The 15,788-nt window shown below is 73.1% G+C and carries 15 protein-coding genes; 5 read left to right on the top strand and 10 right to left on the bottom strand.

Going from position 1 to position 15,788, the window contains the following annotated elements; translation table 11 throughout:
- The first annotated feature begins 101 nt into the window (after nucleotides 1-101).
- Genes PP1_RS01945 through PP1_RS01930 form a run of 4 tightly spaced genes read left to right on the top strand, consistent with a single transcriptional unit; the run spans nucleotide 102 to nucleotide 3,218 of the window.
- Nucleotides 102-1,370: a molybdopterin-dependent oxidoreductase gene (locus PP1_RS01945; RefSeq protein WP_010244030.1), complete on the top strand. Its 1,269-nt coding sequence runs from the start codon at nucleotides 102-104 to the stop codon at nucleotides 1,368-1,370.
- On the top strand, nucleotides 1,370-1,831 hold the full coding sequence (locus PP1_RS01940) for a hypothetical protein (RefSeq protein ID WP_010244032.1): 462 nt from the start codon (nucleotides 1,370-1,372) through the stop codon (nucleotides 1,829-1,831). The genes PP1_RS01945 and PP1_RS01940 overlap by 1 nt, the downstream gene beginning before the upstream one ends.
- Nucleotides 1,828-2,526: a TIGR04282 family arsenosugar biosynthesis glycosyltransferase gene (locus tag PP1_RS01935; protein WP_010244034.1), complete on the top strand. Its 699-nt coding sequence runs from the start codon at nucleotides 1,828-1,830 to the stop codon at nucleotides 2,524-2,526. Before PP1_RS01940 ends, PP1_RS01935 begins: the two co-directional genes overlap by 4 nt.
- A complete protein-coding gene (locus tag PP1_RS01930; RefSeq protein WP_010244035.1) occupies nucleotides 2,523-3,218 on the top strand; it encodes a methyltransferase domain-containing protein in 696 nt (231 codons plus the stop codon). Before PP1_RS01935 ends, PP1_RS01930 begins: the two co-directional genes overlap by 4 nt.
- A 12-nt stretch (nucleotides 3,219-3,230) precedes the next feature.
- On the opposite strand, the gene PP1_RS01925 is transcribed toward PP1_RS01930, so the two are convergent.
- From PP1_RS01925 to PP1_RS01880, 10 genes are all read right to left on the bottom strand, one after another.
- Nucleotides 3,231-3,392: a hypothetical protein gene (locus tag PP1_RS01925; RefSeq protein WP_010244037.1), complete on the bottom strand. Its 162-nt coding sequence runs from the start codon at nucleotides 3,390-3,392 to the stop codon at nucleotides 3,231-3,233.
- Between the two features lie 129 nt (nucleotides 3,393-3,521).
- Nucleotides 3,522-5,144 (bottom strand): sulfatase family protein, encoded by a 1,623-nt coding sequence (locus tag PP1_RS01920; RefSeq protein WP_010244039.1) that lies wholly within the window; start codon nucleotides 5,142-5,144, stop codon nucleotides 3,522-3,524.
- A complete protein-coding gene (locus PP1_RS01915) occupies nucleotides 5,141-5,965 on the bottom strand; it encodes an ATP-binding cassette domain-containing protein (protein ID WP_010244041.1) in 825 nt (274 codons plus the stop codon). Before PP1_RS01915 ends, PP1_RS01920 begins: the two co-directional genes overlap by 4 nt.
- Nucleotides 5,962-7,791 (bottom strand): dipeptide/oligopeptide/nickel ABC transporter permease/ATP-binding protein, encoded by a 1,830-nt coding sequence (locus tag PP1_RS01910; protein ID WP_083697139.1) that lies wholly within the window; start codon nucleotides 7,789-7,791, stop codon nucleotides 5,962-5,964. Before PP1_RS01910 ends, PP1_RS01915 begins: the two co-directional genes overlap by 4 nt.
- The gene (locus PP1_RS01905; RefSeq protein WP_010244045.1) at nucleotides 7,788-8,729 is read right to left on the bottom strand and encodes an ABC transporter permease; all 942 of its coding nucleotides are present in this window, start codon (nucleotides 8,727-8,729) and stop codon (nucleotides 7,788-7,790) included. Before PP1_RS01905 ends, PP1_RS01910 begins: the two co-directional genes overlap by 4 nt.
- Before the next feature lie 30 nt (nucleotides 8,730-8,759).
- Complete coding sequence (locus PP1_RS01900; RefSeq protein ID WP_075314226.1) at nucleotides 8,760-10,232, bottom strand: ABC transporter substrate-binding protein; 1,473 nt, start codon at nucleotides 10,230-10,232, stop codon at nucleotides 8,760-8,762.
- Between the two features lie 267 nt (nucleotides 10,233-10,499).
- Nucleotides 10,500-11,423: a formylglycine-generating enzyme family protein gene (locus PP1_RS01895; protein WP_075315076.1), complete on the bottom strand. Its 924-nt coding sequence runs from the start codon at nucleotides 11,421-11,423 to the stop codon at nucleotides 10,500-10,502.
- Between the two features lie 105 nt (nucleotides 11,424-11,528).
- On the bottom strand, nucleotides 11,529-12,380 hold the full coding sequence (locus PP1_RS01890) for a sugar phosphate isomerase/epimerase family protein (protein ID WP_010244051.1): 852 nt from the start codon (nucleotides 12,378-12,380) through the stop codon (nucleotides 11,529-11,531).
- 59 nt (nucleotides 12,381-12,439) lie between these two features.
- The gene (locus PP1_RS01885; protein WP_010244053.1) at nucleotides 12,440-13,462 is read right to left on the bottom strand and encodes a Gfo/Idh/MocA family protein; all 1,023 of its coding nucleotides are present in this window, start codon (nucleotides 13,460-13,462) and stop codon (nucleotides 12,440-12,442) included.
- On the bottom strand, nucleotides 13,459-14,286 hold the full coding sequence (locus PP1_RS01880; RefSeq protein ID WP_010244055.1) for a sugar phosphate isomerase/epimerase family protein: 828 nt from the start codon (nucleotides 14,284-14,286) through the stop codon (nucleotides 13,459-13,461). Before PP1_RS01880 ends, PP1_RS01885 begins: the two co-directional genes overlap by 4 nt.
- Before the next feature lie 201 nt (nucleotides 14,287-14,487).
- Between PP1_RS01880 and PP1_RS01875 the strand changes: the two genes are divergently transcribed.
- A complete protein-coding gene (locus tag PP1_RS01875) occupies nucleotides 14,488-15,672 on the top strand; it encodes a Gfo/Idh/MocA family protein (RefSeq protein ID WP_010244057.1) in 1,185 nt (394 codons plus the stop codon).
- Nucleotides 15,673-15,788 lie beyond the last annotated feature (116 nt).

The raw sequence follows: 15,788 nt of genomic DNA, 5'->3' as shown, positions 1-15,788 counted from the left end.
GCGGCACGAAGTCTTAGGGCTTTCTTACGAGATCGTCCGGCGCACCTCCGGGAACGCGATGCCTGCCTAACGTCCGGCGGCGACCCGCACTGGAGGACGTCGTGACACTCTCCCCCCATCGGCCCCGCTTCCGGAGCCCGCTCCGCGGCCCCTGGCTGACCTCGGTCCTCGGCCTGGTCCTGCTCGTCGGGCTGCCCGTCGTGGTGGTCACCGGGCTGCTCGACCACGTCGCCTACGGGCCTGGCCAGGGCATCCCGGGTGACGTCGGTCTGCTCCGGCTGCCGATCACCGAGTTCCCGACCGACCCCGCGTGGCTGTTCCGGCTCACCCAGGGGCTGCACGTCGGTCTGGGTCTGGTGCTGATCCCCGTCGTGCTGGCCAAGTTGTGGTCGGTCATCCCACGGCTGTTCGCGCGGCCGCCGGTGCGCAGCATCGCCCACCTCCTGGAGCGGGGTTCGGTGCTGCTGCTGGTCGGCAGCATCCTGTTCGAGACCGTCACCGGCGTCCTGAACATCCAGTACGACTACGTGTTCGGCTTCAGCTTCTACACCGCGCACTACCTGGGCGCGTGGGTGTTCATCGGCGCGCTCGTGGCACACCTCGTGCTGAAGCTCCCGACGATGGTGCGGTCGCTCCGTTCCCGCTCGCTGCGGACCGAGCTGCGGACGCCGCTCGCGGACACCCGGCCCGAGGAACCCGACGGGCACGACGGGGAGCCCGGCCTGGTCCCGACCGATCCCGCCGACCCGACCATGAGCCGACGGGGCGCGCTGGCGCTGGTCGGGGGCGGCTCGCTGCTGGTCGGGCTGCTGACCGCGGGCCAGACGATCGGTGGTCCGCTGCGGGACCTCGCCGTCCTGCTGCCACGGGGGCGGGTGCCCGAGGGGATCCCCGGCAACGACTACCCGGTCAACCGCACCGCGGCCGCCGCGGCGATCGGTCCGGAGATGACGGGGGCGCGGTGGCGGATCGAGCTGACCGGTGGCCCGGCCGCGCTCCGCTACACGCGCGACGAACTGCTCGCCGGGGTCGACGGCCTGCCGCTGCACACCGCCAGGCTGCCCATCGCGTGCGTCGAGGGCTGGTCGACCGTCGAGACGTGGACGGGGGTGCGGCTGCGTGATCTCGCCGCCCGTGCGGGCGTCCCCCGGCCCCGGTCGTCGTTCGTGGACTCCCTGGACGCCGGGCCGTTCGGGCGGGTGACCCTCACCGCGGCCCAGACGCTGCACGAGGACGCGCTGCTCGCGCTCCGGGTCAACGGGCACGACCTGAGCCTCGACCACGGGTTCCCGGCCCGGGTGATCGTGCCCTCGACCCCGGGCGTGCACTGCACCAAATGGGTGCGTTCGATCGACTTCCGGGAGGCCTGATGCGTGGGTTCCGAGCCCGCTACGGAGCCGGTCCGGGGCACCTGGCCTTGATGCTGGCCTGCCTCGCCCTCGCTGCGTACGCGGCGTCGTTCCTGCTCGGCGATCCGTCCGCGCTACGGATCGTGATCTGGTTCGTCGGGGCGGCGGTCGTGCACGACCTGCTGCTGTACCCGCTCTACGCGGCGGGCGACCGGTCGCTGACCGCGCTGCTCCCCCGCCTCCCCCGGCACGCGGTGCCGCTGGTCAACCACGTGCGCGTCCCCCTGCTGGGGGCCGGGCTGACGTTGCTGCTCTTCCTGCCCGGGATCGTCCGAACCGCCGAGCCGACCCACCTCGCCGCCACGGGTCTCGACCAGCAGCCCTACGCCGCGGCCTGGGGCGCCCTGGTGGCCGTGCTCGTGGCGACCTCGGCCCTCGTCTACGCCGTCCGCGTGCTGCTGGCGCGGCGGAGCCGGTCGTGAGCGCCCCGGCGGCGACGTCGCGCGCGGCGGTGCTGGTGCTGGCGAAGGCACCCGAACCCGGACTGGTCAAGACCCGCCTCTCCCCGCCCGCGACACCCGGACAGGCCGCCGGGATCGCGGCCGCCGCGCTGCTGGACACGCTCGACGCCACGACGCGCGTCCCGCGGTCGGCCACGGTGGTGGCACTCGCCGGGGACCTCGACCGAGCCGTCCGGGCGGACGCCCTCCGCCGCCGGCTGGGCCGGACGATGCGGATCGGCCAGTGCGGCGACGCGCTCGGACCGCGCATCGCGAACGCCCACGCCGACCTCGCCGCTCGGTGGCCCGGCCTGCCGACCGTGCAGGTGGGGATGGACACCCCGCAGCTGACGCCGGCGTTGCTCGACGAGGCGCTGACCCGGCTCGACCGGGCGGACGCGGCCCTCGGCCCCGCAGCCGACGGCGGCTGGTGGGCCGTCGCGCTCCGCGATCCCACCGCGGCGACGCTGCTGGCCGACGTCCCGACCTCCCGGTCCGACACCGCGGAGCGCACGATCGCCGCACTGCGCGCCGGCGGGCTGCAGGTCGCGACGCTGCCCGAGCTGACCGATGTGGACACCATGGCGGACGCGCTGGCGGTCGCCGAGCAGGTCCCGGGGTCCCGGTTCGCCGCCGCGGTCGGCGCCCTCACCGCCGGTCCGGTGACGTCCCCGTGAGCGGAGCGGAGGGGGGCGTCGTCGACGGTGTCCCCCCGGTCCGCGCCGGCTTCGACCCGGTGCTGCGCGGGGAGGTGCCGCGCCTGGTCCGGGACGACGGCCGGGCGCTGTCCCTGGACCACGCCCGCTGGCTCGCCCGCGCGGACGGCGACGACGAGTGGCTGCTGCGTCGGTGCCGGGGACCGGTGATCGACCTCGGCTGTGGTCCCGGCCGGCTGACCGCCGCCCTGCACACCCGCGGGGTGCCCGCACTCGGGGTGGACAGCTCCCCCGTGGCCCGGGACCTCTGCCGCCGCCGGGGCGTGGCGATGGTGTGCGCCGACCTGTTCGGCGGGCTCCCCTCCGAGGGGACCTGGCGCCACGTCCTGCTGGCGGACGGCAACATCGGCATCGGGGGCGATCCCACCCGGCTGCTGACCCGCTCGGCCGCGCTCGTCCACCCGTCGGGCAGCGTGCTCGTCGAGGTCGACCCCGACCCCGCGGTCTGCTGGACGGGCACCGTGCGGTTGCACGGCGCCGCGGACGTCGGGTCGCTACCGTGGGCCGTCGTCGGTGCGGAGGGCCTGCGCCCGGCCGCCGCGGCGGCCGGGCTGCGGGAGGTCGGGCGGTCCCGCGTCTCGCCGGGCGGGCGGGCGTTCGTCGAACTCATCCGGCCCCTCGAGGGCGGTGACCCGGTCAGGGGCTCGGACTGACACCGCTGTACGTCACGCGAGTCCGGAGCCGGGGGTCGCCGTCCATCGGGTCGACAACGGCGAACCCGTCGCCGCGGAGCTGAACCGGCGTTCGATCTGCGCCTGCTGCGGCTCGCCGAGGTACTGGGCGCCCGCTCCCCCGGCCTGGTCGACCCCGCGCCCGAACCCTGACACCCGGCGGCGGGCTCGCCGGCCTCTCCTGTCGTGACCTGGGTTTGTGGGTCGTCGTTTCGTTGACGATTCGCTGACGTCAATGTTTCATTGACACATGAAGGCTGCCGCCGGGCCCCGGACGGCACGACGTCACCCCGTCGCGACCTCCGCGCTGTCCACGAACCCCGGTCGGCAGGCCTTGACCCACACCCGACGGCCGGTGGGCGGCGGGGTCGCCGCACAGTGGATCCGCCAGTGCCGCCCGTCCTGCGGCGGGAGCCCGACGTCGTCGCCGGCTCCCCTGCCCGTGGCCTGCGGAGCAGGCGGGTCGTCGGTCCAGACGACGCACGCACCAGGCGTCGGTGACACCGGTACCCGGTCCGGTCCGGGTACCGGCACCGCCACTACCTCCCACTCCCCTGCCGGCCTCCACGCGGCGAGGAGATCGTCCTCGTCCTGCCCGGCGGCGTCACCGTGACGGGCGAGCCATCCGTCGACCGCCGCGCGGAACCGGGCGAGTATCGCCTCGTACTCCGGGAGACCGGCGAGGTTGCGCAGCTCGTGCGGGTCCGCGTCGAGGTCGTAGAGCTCCTCGGCGGGCTTCTCCGGCCCGACCAGCGCCCGCTGCGCGGGAGTGAGCAGGGTGCGCGGCTCTCCCTGTGTCCGCTGGGCGGACTCGTCACGCGCCAGCCGCCGGAGCTCGGCCCACGTGCCCAGCGCGTCCGGGTACTCCGAGTGCGGCATCGGGGGGCGTCCGGGATGGGTGTGCCGGACGTAGCGGTGGCGGTCGTCGCGGGCGCTGCGGCTGTGGTCCTCGATCTCCATCATCCGGTCGCGGCCCGCGAACACGTAGTCGTTCGGGCGGTCGACCAGCGACCCGTCCGGGCCCAGCAACGGGACACCGTGCATCGACGAGGGAACGCCGGCCCCGCACACCTGCAGCATCGTCGGGGCCAGGTCCATCAGGTGCACCGGATCGCCGTGCACCGCGCCCGGCGCCAGGTGACCCGGCCACCGCATGATCAACGGCTCGTGCAGCCCCGAGTCGTGGAGCCACCGCTTCGCGCGCGGCATCCCCGCGCCGTGGTCACTCCAGAACACCACCAGCGTGGAACCGGCGAGGCCGTCCGACTCGAGCTCGTCGAGCAGGCCGCCCACCCAGTGGTCCATCTCGGTGATCAGGTCCAGGTACCGCGCCCACGTCGTGCGGAACGCCGGGGTGTCCGGGTGGTAGGGCGGCAGCACGACGTCGTCCGGGTGGTGGCGGTCCTCCGGGCCGACGTGCGGGATACGGGCCTCGAACTGCTCGTCGTCCCCGTACAGGCGGGACTCGTGGGTGACGAGCGAGTGGAACGCCGCGAAGAACGGCACGCCGTCGGGCCGGTTCCGCCAGTGCGCGGACGGCGAGCAGTCGTCGAACGCCGACGGCGGCGTCGAGGTCTGGAAGTCGGTGAACCAGTTGTTCGTGGCGTAGTACCCCGCCTCGCGCAGGTACTCGGTCACGAACCGGACCTGGGGCGGCATCACCGCCTTCGTCCGCATGTGCATCGTCCCGATCGCCGTCGGGAAACAGCCCGTCATGATCGCCGACCGCGACGGCCCGCAGATCGGGGCCGCCGCGAACGCCCGGTCGAACCGCATCCCCCCGTCCGCCAGGGCGTCGAGGTTCGGGGTGCGCGCCTGCTCAGCCCCCGGATACACGCCCGCGTAGCAGCCCAGGTGCGGGTTGATGTCGTGGGTCGAGATCCACACGATGTTCGGGCGCCCGGTCATCGCGCGGCCGTCGCGCGCCGCTGAGCTCGCCGCTCGGCCTGCCGGTCGGGGTCCGCCACCGGGGACGCGAGCAGCAGCGTTCGCGTGTACTCGTGCGCGGGATCGCGGGTGACCTGCTCCGCGTCGCCCTGTTCGACCATCTCGCCGCGGTACAGGACCGCGACCCGGTGGCTGACGTGGCGCACCACGTCGAGGTCGTGGGAGACGAACAGGTAGGCGACGCCGATCGCCTCCTGCAGCTCGAGGAACAGGTCGAGCACCCGGGCCTGGGTCGACAGGTCGAGCGCGCTGACCGGCTCGTCGCACACGATCAGCTTCGGACGCAGCGCCAGCGCCCGGGCGATCGCGATGCGCTGGCGCTGACCTCCGGAGAACTCGCGGGGCAGCCGGTGCATCGCGTCCTGCGGGAGATGGACGCGGTCGAGCAGCCCGGAGACCCGGCTGCGTGCCTCACCTCCCTCGATCCCCTGCACCTGCAGCGGCTCGGAGAGGGTGTCGCCGACCGTGCGGGCCGGGTTGAGCGAGCTGTACGGGTCCTGGAACACGACCTGCAGGTCACGGCTCAACGCCCGCCGGGTCCGGCGGTCGGCCGCCCCGATGTCGCGGCCGTCGAACCGGATCCGCCCCGAGGTCACCGGGGCGAGACCGAGGACGGCGCGCCCGATGGTGCTCTTCCCGGAACCGGACTCGCCGACCAGCCCGAGCGTCTCGCCGGCGCCGACCTGCAACGACACCCCGTGCAGGGCCCGGAAGGCGGGGCCGAGACGCTTCGTGCGGAACTCGACGACCAGGTCCTCGACGTCCAGGAGCGGGGTACTCATCGGGTCGCCTCCAGGTTCTCGTCCGCCGCCGCGGTCAGGCGGCCGCGCGGCGGCTTGTCGGCGAGCATCGCGTCGAGCAGCGACGCCGTGTACTCGTGGTCGGGGTCGCGCAGTATCCGTCGGACGTCGCCCGACTCGACCACGGTGCCGTCGCGCATGACCAGGACGCGGTCGCAGAGATCGGCGACGACGCCGAAGTTGTGGGTGACCAGGAGGACCGCCAGGCCGAGCCGCTCCTGCAGGTCCCGAAGGACGTCGAGGACCTCGGCCTGCACGGTCACGTCCAGTGCCGTGGTGGGCTCGTCGGCGATCACGAGGTCCGGTTCGCAGGAGATCGCACCGGCGATCAGCACCCGCTGGGCCATGCCGCCGGACACCTCGTGCGGATGGGACCGCATGACCCGGACCGGGTCGGCGATCCCGACGCTGCGCAGCAGCTCCTCGGCCCGGGCGGTGGCCTCCGCCCGGGAGACGCCGAGCAGGTGCGTCATCGGGCGCACGAGCTGGTACCCGATGGTGAAGGCGGGGTCGAGGTTGCTCATCGGTTCCTGCGGGATGTACCCGATGCGCCGCCCGCGCAGGGGGCGCAGCCGGTCCTGGTCGACGGCCACGTCCCCCGGTCCGACGGTGAGCTCGTCGTCGATCCGGATGGTCCCGCCGGTGATCAGCGCATCTCCCGGCAGCAGCCCGAGCACCGAGAACGCGGTCTGCGACTTGCCCGATCCCGACTCGCCGACCACCCCGAGGACCTCGCCGCGGTCGAGCGTGAACGACACCCCGTCCACCACCTGCTTCAGGGTCCCGTCCGCCTGCGGGTAGGCGATGCCCAGGTCACGCACCTCGAGAAGGTGACCGCCACCGTCCCGGGCGGTGCCGGCCGACGCGGCGCGGCGACGCTCGACCGCCTGCCGGACGGCTCCGCCGGCACCGGCGGAGCCCGCACGGGCCGGGTCCTCCACCGCATCGCGCACCGCGTTGCCGAGCAGCACCAGGGCGCTCGTCGTCACCGCGATCGCTAGGGCGGGCCAGAGCAGGGTCATCGGGCCGTCGTAGACGCTGCGGAACCCCTCGTTGAGCATCACGCCCCAGGTGGGTACGGCGGCGTCGCCGAGGCCGAGGAACTCCAGTCCGGACTGGACGGCGATGGCGATCCCGCAGACCAGTGCGCCCTGGATGATCAGGGGCGCCCGGACGACCGAGAGCACGTGGCGGCGCAGGATGCGGGCGTCCGAGAGCCCCGACACCCGGGCCGCGTCGATGTAGAGCTCGTCGCGCACCGCGCGCACCGCGGTGCGGGCCAGGCGGAAGAACCCGGGCGCCAGCATGATCCCGAAGACGATCATCGAGATCCACACCGACGGGCCCAGTGCGGCGCGCACCGCCAGCAGCACGATCATCGACGGCAGCGCCAGGATGATGTTGGTGACCCAGGTGCCCGCCCCGTCGATCCCACCGGCGTAGTAGCCGGCGAGCAGCCCCGACGGTACGCCGACGGCGATCGCGACGGCCGCGCACAGCAGCGCCGCGAGCAACGTCGTCTGCCCGCCGTGCAGCAGCCGGCTGAGGATGTCGCGGCCCCCGCTGTCGGTGCCCAGCGGATGGTCGGCACCTGCGCCCGAGAGGATGTTGCGGATGTCGGCGTAGCCGGGCTCGAAGGGCGCCAGTACGTCCGCCAGCAGCACGCCGGCGACGATCAGCCCGAGGACGGTCGCGGCCGCCGCCCCGAGCGGGTTGCGGAGCAGCCGCCGGAGCACCTCGCCCCCTCGTCCGCGGGGTGCCGGTCCCGGTGCGGCGGGGGTGACGGGCGGGGCGGAGGGCTCGGTCATGCGACACGCACCTTCGGGTTGAGCCAGCCGTTGGCCAGGTCGACGAGCAGGTTGACCACGACGACGATCACCGTCGTGTATGCGACGACCCCCATGACCAGTGGCAGGTCCCCCGTCGTGGTGGCCTGCACCGCGAGCGTCCCGACCCCGGGCAGCGCGAACACCTGCTCCATCACGACGACGGCGCTGAGCATGCCGATGAACTGCAGGCTCAGGACGGTCAGGCCGGCCGGGGCGGCGCTGCGCAGCACGTGCCGGAAGAGGATCTCCCGCTCGGGCAGCCCGCGGCTGCGCAACGTGCGGACGTGGTCGCGGGACAGCTGGGTGAGCACCGCACCGCGCACCTGCTGGGCCGACGCGGCCACACCGTTGATGAGCAGGGCGGTCATCGGCAGGGTCAGCGACACCACCCACGGTCCGATGCCGGCGCCGGGCGCGATCGTGCTCACCGCCGGGAACCAGGGCAGCGTCACCACGAACAGGCCGACGAGCAGCAGGCCGATGAGGAAGCTGGGCAGGGCGTCACCGATCGCGGCGCCGATCTGCACGGCGCGGTCGGCGCGGCCCCGGCGCACGGCCGCGGTCATGCCCAGGGCGGTCGCGATGACGCCGATCAGGACGATGGAGAGCAGGACCAGGGTCAGGGTGACCGGGAGCCGGGTCGCGAGTGCGGCGACGACCGTCTGGCCGTTGAACCAGGAGGCGCCGAAGTCACCGGTCAGGGCGGCCGCCCACCAGTCCACGAGACGTTCGAGGAGCGGTCGGTCGAGGCCGAGCTCGGCGTTCTTGGCGACGATCTGGTCAGGTGTCGCCTGCTCGCCGAGGATGTTCGCGGCGACGTCGTCGGTGGAGAAGAACAGCAGCAGGAACGTCAGGCAGAGGACGGCGGCGAGCACGACCACGCCCGATGCCAGCCTGCGGAGCAGGAAGGGCAGCACGGTGACCTCCGGGGTGCGACGGGGCGGCGGTCAGCCGGCCGGGTGGAAGTTGTAGATGGAGGGGACGACCTGGCCGATCTGCGGTTCGACGCGGACCTTCCCGCCGTCGAACGCGTAGGTGTTGCCCATCCGGGCCCACGGGGCGAACCAGGCCTGCTCGGTGACGTAGCGGGCCATCTCCTGCGCCTCGTCGACGGCGTCGGGCCCGGCCACGCGCAGACGGTCGAGGATCCCGTCGAGGCGGGGGTCCTCGGACCGGAACGGGTTGTACAGCGTCTGCGGCACCAGCATCTGCTCCACCGCCATCCACGTCGGCCCCTGGAAGATCGGGAAGTAGGCGGCGGGCCAGCGCGCGCTGCCGATCTCCGACTGCGCCGCCTGGCCGGGCACGCTCGCGGCGCGCACGGTGATGCCGATGTCGGCGAGCGGCTGTACGACGAACGGGATGGCGTCGTTGGTGTTGGCGCTGAACGGCATGCTCAGGGTGAAGCCGTCGGGGTGGCCGGCCTCGGCCAGCAGCTCGCGCGCACGCTGCGGGTCGTAGCCGTAGTAGTCGTCGAGCGCGGGATCGAAGGCCGTGCTGGCCTCACCGAAGACGTGGCTGGTCGGGGTGCCGTACCCACCGAGCAGACCGTCGACGGCGACCTGCCGGTCGAAGGCGAGGTTGATCGCCTGACGCACGCGGACGTCGGCCAGCTCCGGGGCGACCGCGCCGTCGCGGTCGAACAGCATCAGCCCGGCCCAGTTGACGTCCCGGTTCACGATCTCGCGGCCGGCGTTCTCGGCCTGGGTGGTGTTGCGGGGCAGCAGCTGCGTCCCGTCGACCTGCCCGGCGACGAGCGCGTTGATCCGCGCCGTCGGCTCGGCGAGCACCTTGAGCACGACCTCGTCCCACTGCTGCAGCGAGGGGTCCCAGTAGCCGTCCCGGGCGCGGAACACGTACCGGTCACCGGTCACCGAGCGGGCCTCGTCCATGACGTAGGGGCCGGACCCGACCGGGGTGCGGTCGAGGGCGGGGTCCCCGAGCGCGGCGGGGCTCGCGATCATGCCCGCGGCCTGGCTGAGGTAGAACTCGAGCGCCGGGTTCGGCTGCGCGAGCTCGATCTCGACCCGGTACGGCCCGGTGACGCGCACCTCGGCGACGTCGGCCGTCTGGACGGCCTGCGGTCCGTTGGCGGTCCGGAAGTGCTCCAGGCTCGCCCGCACCGCCTCGGCGTCGAGCGCCTCGCCGTCGCTGAAGGTGACGCCCTCGCGGATGGTCAGCGCGAGTGTCGTCTGCGTGTCGTCGGTGTAGCCCCACGCGGTGGCGAGCATCGGCACGAGCGTCCCGTCCGGCTCGCGCCGGATCAGGGTGTCGTAGGCGGTCTGGAACGCGACCAGGCGGTGCCCGTTGTGGCCCTGCCCGGTGTCCCAGGTCGCGACGTCCTGGACCTGGCCGATGTTCAGGACACCGGCCGGCGAGGCCGGGGTCCCGATTCCGGCACACCCGGCTGCCGCCAGCATGCCCACCACCGTGACCAGGATGGGAAGAACTCTTCGGCCTGACCTCATCGTCAACAACCTCGTGTGGGTACTGAGGGTCCGGATGCCCTCTCGGGTTCGTGCGGACCGCGCGTCGGGGCGCGTGGAGGGATTACGGCACGGGATCGAACGGCGCTTCAACGGGTTGCCAGCAGTTGCAGGGCCGCGCCGCCGGTCCGCACGGGACGGCCCGCCACGGCGTCCACCGTGGCCGGCAGGCTCGGTCGCCCGGCGCCGGAGCTGCAGCGGTCAGCTGCCCGGAGCCCCCTCCGCAGGGCACGCGACGTCCCAGGCGACCCGCAGCCCGAGGTGACCGGCGGCGCTGTCCGGGGTGTTCGCGGTGCGGGCGGCGACCCGGTAGCGGTTGCAGTAGGACTCGTGGCACAGGTACGAGCCACCGCGCATCACCCGGGCGTCCCCGCTGCGCGGCCCGAAGTGGTCGGCGCACCACTCCCAGACGTTCCCGGCCGTGTTGTGGAGGCCGTAACCGTTCGGGGCGAACGCCGTCACGGGCGCAGTGGCCCGGTAGCCGTCCTCGGCGGTGTTGCGGACCGGGAAGTCGCCCTGCCAGATGTTGCACCGGTGCTCGCCCGCCGGGGTGAGCTCGTCGCCCCACGGGTAGCGCGCGCCCTCCAGGCCGCCACGCGCGGCGTACTCCCACTCCGCCTCGCTGGGCAGCCGCCCGCCGACCCATGCGGCGTAGGCGCGGGCGTCGGCGTGCGACAGGTGGACGACCGGGTGGTCGGCCCGGTCGCCGACGGTGCTGCCGGGGCCCTCCGGCGCAGACCAGGTCGCGCCCGTCACCCCGGCCCACCAGGGGGTCTGCCGCGGGCGCGGGCTGGTCCGGCGCAGTGCCGCGGGCAGGAACCCCACGAACACGAACGACCAGCCGATCCGCTCGGTCTCCGTCACGTAGGAGGTGGCGGCGACGAACTCGGCGAACCGGGCGTTGGTCACGGCCACCGTGTCGATCAGGTACGGGCCGACCTCGACCCGCCGGGCGGGCCCCTCGCCGTCGGTGCCGTAGCCCTCGGCGGAGTCGGTGCCCATCAGGAACGACCCACCCGGGACCTCGACCGCGGTCTCGGCGACGTCGCGCGCACCGGAACCCCCCGGCGGCGCGGGCGCCACGGAGGTGTCCCGCGGGCCGGGAACGCAGCAACCACCGCTCATGATCGCCTCATTGTGCACGGCGTCCGCACACACCACCGGCAGCGGTCCGTGGGCGCGAGACCTCCGACGGGAGGGTCCAGGTCCCCGCCGCGGGCGCCGCACCGGTCAGATCAGGTGCCCGTAGCCCAGCGCGACGAGGTTCTCGCGGGAGGTCCGGAGGCAGTCGTAGGGGTCGCGGCCGTACTGCTGGTCCTGCTCGATGAACAGGTACTCGGCACCCGAGTCCAGCGACTGGTCGATGATCTCGGCCCAGTCGAGGTTGCCCTCGCCGACCTCGGCGAACTGCACCACGTCGGTGAAGGAGCGCATGAACCCGGCCCGGTCGCCGTCGGCCAGGGCGTCGAACGCCGACGGGTCCAGCTCGCCGATGCGGTAGTCCTTGAGGTGGACCAGGTCCACCAGGCCGGCGTACTGCTGCAGCGTGCGGACCGGGTCGCGGCCACCGCGCTGCACCCAGTGCACGTCGATCTCGAGCCGCATCGTCGGCGCCTCGGCGCGGATGACGTCGAGCAGCGTGCTGCCTCCGCGCCTGGCGAACTCGACGTGGTGGTTGTGGTAGTAGAGGGTGATCCCCTCGTCGGCGAGCCGCGCGGACACCTTCTCGGCCCGGCCGCAGAACTCCAGCAGCGCCTCGTGCGAGGCCATCGCCGGGTACGGCATCATGCCGATGCGCAGCCGCGAGGCGCCCAGGGCCTTCGTGTCCGCGACGATCTTGTCGAAGTCGTCCAGGAGGGACTCGTTCGGGCCGCCGCCCATGCCGGCGGACAGCGCCCCGAAGTCGATGCCGAGCTCGTCACGGGCGCGGACCATCTCGGCCACGTTCTCCGGGGTCATCGCGATCTGGGAGACCTCGACCGCGGAGAAGCCGGACTCCGAGAGCCGGCGCAGGACCTCGTGGGGCCCGACGTCCTCGACGTGGTTCTTGAGCATCATCATCTGGACGCCGATCGTGGGCATGGGTTCCCCTTCAGCACGGAGGTCGGGTGGGGTACGGGTGGGCGCGGCCGGGCCGGTCGTCAGCCGGTGGCGGTGTGCCGGATCCGGCCGATGCCGCTCCGGGCGTAGACGTCGGTGAGGATGCGCAGCGATTTCATCGCCTCGCGGGGGCCGATCCAGAACGGCTCGTCGTCGCCCAGCCGGGCGTAGAAGTCCCGGATCAGGTGCTCGTGGGACACCCCCCAGTAGGAGCGTCCGTTCAGCGCGGCCCGTCGTTCCGGCACGGTGTGCACCGTGCCGTCGGCCCGGGTCACGGTGAGGTCGCCGCGGATCGACAGGCTGCCCCGCTCGGCGGTGACGTCGATGGTGACCGGTGCGTGGACGACGTTCGCGAGGGAGCCGACGACGACGCTGCGGGCCCCGCCGTCGTGCGAGAGCAGCATCTCGGCGGTGTCCTCGACCTCGATGAGGTCGCCGTAGAGCCGGGTCGAGGCGCTGCCGGACACCTCGACGACGTCCCCGGCGAGCCACTGCACCAGGTCGATGGTGTGGATCGCCTGGTTGATGAGCAGCCCGCCGCCCGCGGTGGCCCACCGCCCGCGCCACGGCTTGGCACGGTAGTAGTCCGGGGTGCGGGTCCACATGACCGTCGCGACGGTGCCGAGCACCGCGCCCAGCTCCCCGGAGCGCAGCATCTCGTGCGCGGCCTGCGCGGTGGCGTTGTAGCGGTTCTGGAAGCACACCCCCACCCGGGCACGACCGCGCCCGGCGGCCGCGACGAGACGCTCGGCCTCGTCGACGGTGTGCGCGAGCGGCTTCTCGAGGAGTACGTGCACCCCGGCGTCGAGTGCGTCGAGGGCGACCGGGACGTGCTGGTCGTGCGGTGTACAGACGTGCACCACGTCCGGGCGAGCGCGGGCGAGCAGCGTGCGGTGGTCGGCGTAGCCCGGTACGCCGTGGCGCTCGGCGGTCGCCGCGCGGGCGACGGGATCGGTGTCGCAGACCGCCACCAGCTCGATGCCCGCCTCCCGGGCGATGGCGTCGAGGTGCACCGGCGCGACGTCGCCGCAGCCGATGACGGCCGCCGTGGTCACCGCGTTCACCGGTACTCGATGCCCTCGGCGCCGAGCAGCCCGGTGAACGCCTCCCAGGCCTCGGTGAACAGCTCGGGTCCGGAGAATCCGCCGAGGCTGTGGGCCTGCGACAGGTGCGGTTCCAGGGAGAAGAAGCCGTCGAAGCCGTCCGAGCGGAGCGCGCGGAGGGTCTCGACCATCTCGCCGTCGCCGCGACCGGCGGGGCGGACCTCGCCGTCGGCCAGCAGCGCGTCCTTGATCTGGACGTACTCCAGGTAGGGGCGGACGGCGGCGTAGGCCTCGGTGAAGGGCCGCACGCCCACCTGGACGAAGTTGGCGGCGTCCCACGCGGCGCGCAGGTTCGGCGACGCGACGGAGGCGAGGATGTCGGCGCAGCGGCGCGGGACGTCGCCGTAGATCTCCTTCTCGTTCTCGTGCACGAGGATCACCTCGCGCTGCTCGGCCAGATCGGCCAGGGCCCGCATCCGGCGCAGCACCTCGTCGCGGTGGCGGTCCGGGTCGTCACCAGGGCTGACGAAGAAGGAGAAGACCCTGATGTAGGGGGCGCCGAAGTGGTGGGCGACGTCGAGGGCGTGCCGGGCCCGGTCGAGGTGCGCGGTGAAGTCCTCCTCGACGTGGATCTTGCCGATCGGGGAGCCGATGCTCGACACGGCGAGTCCGGCGTCGTCGACGATCCCCTTCGCCCGGGACAGCGCGCCGGCGTCCAGGTCGAGCACGTTCGTACCCCAGGCGCTGCGGAACTCCAGGTGGGACATGCCGAGCTTGCCGAGTAGCGCCACCTGTTCGTCGAGGTCGGAGGAGATCTCGTCGGCGAAGCCCGAGAGTGTCCACATGTTTCCGGTTGCTCCTCACTGAGCGCTGTTCGGTCGCACGATCACCGTGACCGCTGCCCGGTGGCACCGCCCACTTGTTCCCACTTGTTGCATCGGTGCCTGGCTACGGTGCGACGGAACATGTGGCAACCCGTGGCCGTCCACCCCGCGCTCCCCCACCGTGGTCGCCGTCACGAAGCCGTGCACGAGGGAGGTCCACGCATGTCCGGAGAGGTCCGGCTCGGAATCATCGGATTCGGGGCGCAGGGATCGATGTACGCCTCCTTCATCCGGGACGGCAGGGTCCCCGGGATGGAGATCGGCGCGGTCGCGGACACCGACCCGGACAGGCGTGCGACGGCCTCCAGCGAGTACGGGGTACCGGTCCACGAGGACTACCGGGCGCTGCTCGCCGGCGGTGAGGTGGACGCCGTGGTCACCACGGTGCCGCACTACCTGCACCCCGAGATCGGCATCGCGGCCCTCGAGGCGGGCCTGCACGTGCTGGTGGAGAAGCCGGCCGGTGTCTACACCGGGCAGGTCGCCGAGCTCAACGCGTGCGCCGCCCGGCACCCCGAGCTGACGTTCGCGATCATGTTCAACCAGCGCAACAACCCGCTCTACCAGCGGATCAAGGAGATCGTCGACGCCGGCGAGATCGGCGCGATCCGCCGGACGAACTGGATGATCACCACCTGGTGGCGCCCGCAGGGCTACTACGACCAGTCCGCATGGCGCGCCACCTGGGGCGGCGAGGGCGGCGGTGTCCTGGTCAACCAGGCTCCCCACCAGCTCGACCTGTGGCAGTGGATCTGCGGGGTCCCGCGCTCGGTCTACGCCAAGGTCGCCTACGGCTTCCGCCGCGACATCGCCGTCGAGGACGAGGTCACCGCCGTCGCCGACTACGGCGACGGCGTCACCGGCACCTTCGTCACCGCCGTACACGACATCGAGGGCACCGACCGGCTGGAGATCCTCGGCGACCGGGGCCGCATCGTCGTCGACGGGTCGAGGACGGCGACCGTCACGCGCCTGGTCGCCGACGAGCGCGAGCTGTCGGAGTCGATGTCGGCCGAGGACGTCCGCAAGCTCTTCACCGGCAAGCTGGACCGCAGCACGTACTACTCGCGCGAGGTCCTCGAGTTCGAGTCGGTCTGGGGTGCGCAGCACACCGGCGTCCTCGCGAACTTCGCCGCCACCATCCTCGACGGGACACCGCTGCTCGCGGCGGGCAGCGACGGGATCGACGGCGTCCGGCTGGCCAACGCGATCCACCTGTCGAGCTGGCTGGGCCGGGAGGTCCCCCTCGACTTCGACGAGGACCTCTACCTCGCAGAGCTGAACAAGCGGATCGCGGCCGAGGGCTCGTTCCCCGAGCGCGCCGGAGGCGCCGAGCCCGCCCGGTGACCCCGGGTCGGCGCGGGTCGCGCGGTCCCGGGCTCTGATAGCTTCCCGGCGACCCACCCGCTCCGCGCAGCGACGGCGATCCGGCCCCAGCGCACCGACCAGCCGGAGGAGAAGGC

It is taken from the genome of Pseudonocardia sp. P1, from assembly GCF_000178675.2.
Taxonomy (GTDB): Bacteria; Actinomycetota; Actinomycetes; order Mycobacteriales; family Pseudonocardiaceae; genus Pseudonocardia.
Note: the sequence above shows the minus strand (reverse complement) of the source record. Positions and strands in the feature narration are given on the sequence as shown.

Coding starts and splice junctions, on each gene's coding strand:
- PP1_RS01940 (WP_010244032.1), top strand. CDS start 1,370: ATGCGTGGGTTCCGAGCCCGCTACGGAGCCGGTCCGGGGCACCTGGCC.
- PP1_RS01920 (WP_010244039.1), bottom strand. CDS start 5,144: ATGACCGGGCGCCCGAACATCGTGTGGATCTCGACCCACGACATCAAC.
- PP1_RS01915 (WP_010244041.1), bottom strand. CDS start 5,965: ATGAGTACCCCGCTCCTGGACGTCGAGGACCTGGTCGTCGAGTTCCGC.
- PP1_RS01910 (WP_083697139.1), bottom strand. CDS start 7,791: ATGACCGAGCCCTCCGCCCCGCCCGTCACCCCCGCCGCACCGGGACCG.
- PP1_RS01900 (WP_075314226.1), bottom strand. CDS start 10,232: ATGCTGGCGGCAGCCGGGTGTGCCGGAATCGGGACCCCGGCCTCGCCG.
- PP1_RS01895 (WP_075315076.1), bottom strand. CDS start 11,423: ATGAGCGGTGGTTGCTGCGTTCCCGGCCCGCGGGACACCTCCGTGGCG.
- PP1_RS01890 (WP_010244051.1), bottom strand. CDS start 12,380: ATGCCCACGATCGGCGTCCAGATGATGATGCTCAAGAACCACGTCGAG.
- PP1_RS01880 (WP_010244055.1), bottom strand. CDS start 14,286: ATGTGGACACTCTCGGGCTTCGCCGACGAGATCTCCTCCGACCTCGAC.
- PP1_RS01875 (WP_010244057.1), top strand. CDS start 14,488: ATGTCCGGAGAGGTCCGGCTCGGAATCATCGGATTCGGGGCGCAGGGA.